At 43.4% G+C, this 6,000-nt stretch carries 4 protein-coding genes and 1 pseudogene; 1 reads left to right on the top strand and 4 read right to left on the bottom strand.

Annotation, left to right across the window (positions count from 1 at the left end; genetic code table 11):
* Positions 1–211: 211 nt before the first annotated feature.
* Together RID53_RS28085 and RID53_RS28080 are read right to left on the bottom strand one after the other, a co-directional pair.
* On the bottom strand, positions 212–1,060 hold the full coding sequence (locus tag RID53_RS28085; RefSeq protein ID WP_446391227.1) for a hypothetical protein: 849 nt from the start codon (positions 1,058–1,060) through the stop codon (positions 212–214).
* Positions 1,061–1,098: 38 nt separating this feature from the next.
* Positions 1,099–1,236, bottom strand: a pseudogene (locus tag RID53_RS28080) (Uma2 family endonuclease); the annotation flags it as partial.
* 15 nt (positions 1,237–1,251) lie between these two features.
* On the opposite strand from RID53_RS28080, the gene RID53_RS28075 reads away from it, so the two are divergent.
* Positions 1,252–1,518: a hypothetical protein gene (locus tag RID53_RS28075; RefSeq protein WP_446391229.1), complete on the top strand. Its 267-nt coding sequence runs from the start codon at positions 1,252–1,254 to the stop codon at positions 1,516–1,518.
* 255 nt (positions 1,519–1,773) lie between these two features.
* On the opposite strand, the gene RID53_RS28070 is transcribed toward RID53_RS28075, so the two are convergent.
* Positions 1,774–2,580, bottom strand: coding sequence for a PEP-CTERM sorting domain-containing protein (locus RID53_RS28070; protein WP_446391226.1), 807 nt, complete (start codon positions 2,578–2,580; stop codon positions 1,774–1,776).
* 176 nt (positions 2,581–2,756) lie between these two features.
* Entirely contained in the window at positions 2,757–5,051 is a 2,295-nt protein-coding gene (locus RID53_RS28065) for a Calx-beta domain-containing protein (protein WP_446391225.1), read from the bottom strand.
* Between the last annotated feature and the right edge of the window lie 949 nt (positions 5,052–6,000).

The following is a 6,000-nucleotide window of genomic DNA, read 5'->3' as shown; positions in this document are numbered from 1 at the left end:
CCGACTCCGGTACAAAGGAAGGCTTTAGATTTGTTGGGTGTCAGCCTAATATGTACCCAGTGAAGCCGAAAGTGAAATCGCCCTAAGTCTGGATAGGCATACAGTGTAGCGATTTGTCAAAGGGGAACTTCAGATTAAACCATTGACAGAGCAGTGACCCAAAAAGGCTAAGATTAGCTTTTGTATCAAATAACTGCACTGATTAATCAAATTAAGAATTATTTGAAGTTTCGCTGGCAGCCAATTGAGAGAAAGCCTTGTCAATTTTCTGCAACATGGTTCTGACATGGTTTTCAACAAGATTATAATCCATACAAATCTTCTGCCAAAATTCTGAACCTGCGATTCGAGGAATTTGACTGCTATTTGAGAATGTCCATTGACCCAAATCAAAGGCAGCTACGAATAGGGGGTTTTCATGAATACTTAACTCCTTTTCCGCTCTATTTTTTTGGGAGCCTGTTAATGTCCCTTTTAGAGTTTTTAACTGTGCAAGATAAACTGTTTCGTTTGAAAAAATGATGATATCAATACCAGTGATTTTAATGTCAAACTCAAACTCTGGTACAATGACATAAGGACTAATGTTGGATAGTTCTTCCCAAAGGCGTCCCATTTTTGTACTAAGACTTCTGGTGACAGAATTGCTTGTTACCAGTAACTTTGCTCCGCATAGCTCAAATAGATTGCGTGGGTTAGGATGCCGATCAAGTATTGCTTGTTTATTGCTAAAGTCTTTTTCTAACCAGTCAATAAACTTTGTTGCAAAATTATCTGTTTTCGTTTGAATAAGTTGAGATTGTTGTTCTAATTGATTATTTTGTTCAATTTGATAGTGAAAATAATCCTTTGATAATGAGGAAATAATTTTCCCTAACTTATAGGCTTTACGTAACTTTTCATCGCTTATGTGAGTCGCATCAATGAAAGCGGCGTGTTCTAAAATTAGTGCTTTTCGCTCCTTGACAGAATGTTGTCTGAGAATCTCAGCAGTTAACTCGCTTGGCATAAAGATCAAATCCGGTTCAAAAACCTCACTAAAAATGCCTGAAACCTCCATTAATATGGGGTTACATTTGTGGGCAATCAACAGGAGGCGATAATCTCCGCCGCAACTTCATCGGATTCATACCCTGACGGACTCATAACAATAATCTCCCCACCGATCAACTCCATTCGATAGTGTGGATGTTGCACCTGCAATTTTTCCAGGTCTTTAATCGTCAAACTAGGCATTGAACTCCTCCCCAGATGAGCGCGTGCATACTCGATTCCCTATCCAATCCTATCACCCTAAATTCCAGCAAATACTCACCGGATGGGATTTATCGGGTGGGTTCATTAGCCCGACTGAATATCTGCGATCGCATGGGAACAGAAGTCGCCGATCGGGAGTTACAAGAATTTCGCGATCGCGCAGGCGGTGTAGCCACCTCATCCTTTTTCTATCACTTACATGGTGCTATGATTGGCGCGATCGCTTACTTGACTACCGAGCTGGACATTTCACCCAGTTGAATACCTCACCAATCCCTTCTGAATTTCCATTACTATCGCCATACAACTCGCTGCGATAAGTTGTCGGTGTTAATTGACGAATTGTAAAAACAAATCCTGCCGATCGCACTTCCTCAACTATCAAAAAATGTCAATCAAGTCGGTCAAAATTGCCCAAAATTATATTGAATTATAGCAGTAGACACATCGATTAGGACAAACGAACTATTGTAGAGACGCGCCATGGCGCGTCTCTACCAAATGATGCGTCCTAACTTAGCCTTTCGTTTTCTTGTGCCGCTGAGAATGCTTTTGCTTGAATAAAGCACCAAATCCTAAAGCCGTTGCTGAACCCAGAATCGTAAGAGGTTCGGGGACAGGAGTTGGCTGACTCGTCACTTGCACATTGTCAACTAACAAAGCAGAAGATTGGGTAATATCTCCAACATCCACAACCCCCAACGCCAGGGTAAACTCACCCCCTGAACTAAATTCAAACGAAAAGCTTTGTGAACCCGTTTCACTGGCAAAGGCTGTATTAGAATCACTTAGACTTGCAGTGGTATCAGCGAGTTGAGATACTCCATCTAATGCCACAAAAGCATAGTCGCGATTAGCCGTATCATTGGTTAAAAAATTCCAATCAAAGCTCAACACATCACCCGCTTGAACCGTGAAGGTTTGTTGAAGTGCAGCACCTTCTTGAGGGAAATCCAAAAAGCTGCCAGAACCCGGAAGACTGCTAACTGGAATGTCCAGGAAATCATCTAAACCCCCCGGAACTCCCACAGTTGCCGTGTCATTCCCAGAGAAATTAAAAGTACCAGCCGCCTCAGGAAAATCATCTGGGTTTTGAGATGAAGCATTCGTGATTAACGCTTGAGAGGTACCTTGAGTGGGAGAACTGCCAAAAGAACTCGTTTGGGTACTGACATCACCAATCGTGTTCCAGTTGTTGAAATCATTCTCGAAGCTACCATTAATCACAGCAGCATTAGCGGGAGTGGCAATAGCTAAACTGCCTAAACCCAAAAGACTAATAACGCCTGCGGTTGAATGTTTTAAGAGAGTAGAAATAGACATGATTGTTGATTGTTGACTATTCAAAACGACATGAGAAAGTTGTGTGTCGGGTGGATTAGGCGGCAGCCGTAACCCACCAAACCTTTTGATTGCCCTTGAATGGTGTAAAATGTATAGCGCTACGCGCTGGGCAATGGGCAATAGACAATAGGCAATAGTGAAAGAAAAGGCTTACCTTAGAAAACGAAATTACTCGCCGCACTTAAGTCAGCCGCCGCTACATTTTCCACGAGGATAAAGGGACGGAAAATGCCTTGACCATCAGCACCATCGGCATCAAGTTTGACAATACTGCCAGAACTTATTGACTCGATTTCGACAAAACCGTCATCAATAGCATCATTACCTTCGTAACCGAAGCTGTTGAGAACATCCGTGAGAATGATTTGATCGCTACCGATTTCAAAGTCAGTAATAATATCACCCACATCGCGGATACTTTGGTAAACAAATTGGTCATCACCGCCACCACCTGTGAGGCTATCACCACCAAAGCCACCGATTATTTTGTCGTTTTCTGATGCACCCGTGAGTTGATCTCGTCCTGGTGTGCCAGTAATTTCGTTGGGGGGTTGGGCGTCGTCGTTGAGAATTGTGGCAGTAGCAGAAATACTCTCAGCATTATCCTCAAAAGTGACACCAGAGGATAAGTTGGATAATTCTAGGGCAAAGGTTTCATCTGGCTCAAATACCGTATCCCCAATGATTTCTACGTTAATCGTGGCGCTGGTTTCACCCTCAGAAATAGTCAGAGTGTCAGAGGTAGAGGTGAAGTCTATACCTGCTGTAGCTGTTTGCTCTGTTGTGGCAAAGTCAAGGGTGATATCTTGGTTAGCAGCACTAGAAAGGTTGAGGGTAAATTGAGCAGTTTTAGTGCCGCTATCTCCTTCAAGAATAGAGATATCATCAACGGTTAAGGTCGGTTGAGATTGCTGTGCCGTCCTGCCAAACACCACATAGCTTTCTCCAGCACGATAGGTATTATTAGCACCAGGAGCGCCGATAATGATGTCGTCGATGCCATCACCATTGACATCTCCAGCACCGCTCACAGAAAAGCCTGAGTCGCCACCCGAATCTTCTCCCTGGAAGACAAAACCGTTGTTACCATTGAGATTAGACAAGTCAAAGGTTGCCTCAAAGTTCCCCTGATTAGCGACATCCTTGCCAAAGACCACGTAGCTTTCTCCAGCCGGGACGTTATTGGAACCATTATTGGGGTCAGCATTGGGAGCGCCGATAATCAGGTCATCGATGCCATCGCCGTTAATATCCCCAGCACGGCTCACAGAAAAGCCTGATTGGCCACCTCTATCAATTCCTTGCAGGGCAAAGCCATTGCTGCCATTGAGAGTTGATAGGTCAAAGGTTGCCTCAAAGTCCCCCTGATTAGCGACATCCTTGCCAAAGACCACGTAGCTTTCTCCAGCAGTGGAATCATTATTGGGGTCAGCAAAGTGAGCGCCGATAATCAGGTCGTCAATGCCATCGCCATTAACATCCCCGGCACTGCTGACAGAAAAGCCGGATTCGTCAAATTGATCAATTCCTTGCAGGGTAAAGCCATTGCTGCCATTGAGAGTTGATAGGTCAAAGGTTGCCTCAAAATCCCCCTGATTATCCACATCCTTGCCAAAGACCACATAGCTTTCTCCAACATCAAAGGTATTGTTGGGGTTAGCCAAGGGAGCGCCGATAATCAGGTCGTCAATACCATCGCCATTAACATCCCCAGCACCGCTCACAGAAAAGCCTGAGTCGTCACCCGAATCTTCTCCCTGAATGACAAAGCCATTGCTACCATTGAGATTAGACGGGTTTAGGGTTGCCTCAAAGTCACTTGAACCAAATACCACATAGCTTTCTCCAGCACCAGGAGCGCCGATAATGATGTCGTCGATGCCATCGCCATTGATATCCCCAGCACTGCTCACAGAAGTGCCTAAGTTGTCAATCCTATCTTCTCCCTGAAAGACAAAGCCGTTGTCACTGGTGAGATTAGATAGGTCTAGGGTTGCCTCAAAGTCACTTGAGCCAAACACTACATAGCTTTCTCCAGCACCTGTATTGTTATTGGGGTCAGCAAAGAAAGCGCCGATAATCAGGTCGTCAATGCCATCACCATTAATATCTCCAGCATTGCTCACAGAAGTGCCTAATTGCTCCCTGCTATCTATCCTGTCACTTTTTTGGAGGACAAAGCCATTGCTGCCATCGAGAGTGGAAAGATCTAGGCTGGCATCAAAACCACTGCCACTGCCAAAAACTACATAGCTTTCTCCAGCAAAAATTTCACCATTGGGTTCCTGAGCATTGGGAGCGCCGATAATAATATCGTCAATGCCATCGCCATTGATATCCCCGACACCACTTACAGAAGAGCCGGAATTGTCACTACTATCGATACCATTAATGACGAAGCCATTACTGCCATTGAGTTCGGATAGATTGATTTCTGCATTAAATACCATGATTTATTACTCCTGATGTTGTGTTGTCAGTGTTGTGTTTTAGGTAAGCCTCATACAGACTCAAATTTTCCTCTTAATTGCCATCTACTGTCTCTGACGCCTCCATTGAAAATGGCTAAAGATGTCAACAGCATAGAGTGAACAAAATTCAGGCAGGGCAAACCTTTGAGGCTAATCGCCTCTAGAATTGTTTAGAGCAAACTTGCATCACGATTTCACGTACAAACCTTCAGTCTGCACTCAAAAATCAGTTGTATGAATAACGACAAAATTGAATGGCTTGCTCAAGCTCTCTCAGATAGATCGTATTGGCGGTTGAAGATACCTTTAGACCTTATGTGAGAACGCTTTAGGATGCCTCCGTGACACTTCAACTACGGCTTGGAAGTAATAATCCAATATTTTTCGTAGTCTTTGTTTACATTAACATTGATTTCCAGATAATGTGTCCACTTTTGTATTTTCCTGACTTTTCCTGACTTTTGCTTGATTCTCTTAAATTCTCTCCTGACTTTTCCTTAATTACAGTCATTCGGGCTTGCTGAATAGCCGAATAACGTCACACTCACAAAAAAATCTGGCATAGCCAGATGATTTAACCTTAGATGCTAATAAATGCTCTAATCTGCCGAATTAAGCTAAAATTCGCTGCCTTGTTTTTGTTGCTGTTGCCGTCTTTAGCACTTCTGTCGCTAGCTTGAAAAGGGCGTAAATCCATTCACAGCAAGGATTTTGAAAATTCAGCCCATAAAATTCAAGTTGATCAATACTCGACCTGAAGTTTCCTGAATTCCTGAATTAAAACACTAAAATTTGGCTCTACCATACTAAAACAATAAAATCAATCACCCAACCTGGTGAAAAGCAAAAGCCCGGAGTTCAAACTCCGGGCTAATAGCTTAAGTCCATTAAAATGGACTAGAAGTCTTATCCAGTTGTCTAAAGACGA

It is taken from the genome of Coleofasciculus sp. B1-GNL1-01 (assembly GCF_040220235.1).
In the GTDB taxonomy this organism is placed as follows: Bacteria; Cyanobacteriota; Cyanobacteriia; order Cyanobacteriales; family Coleofasciculaceae; genus Coleofasciculus.
This window is presented reverse-complemented; position numbering and strand designations above follow the sequence as displayed.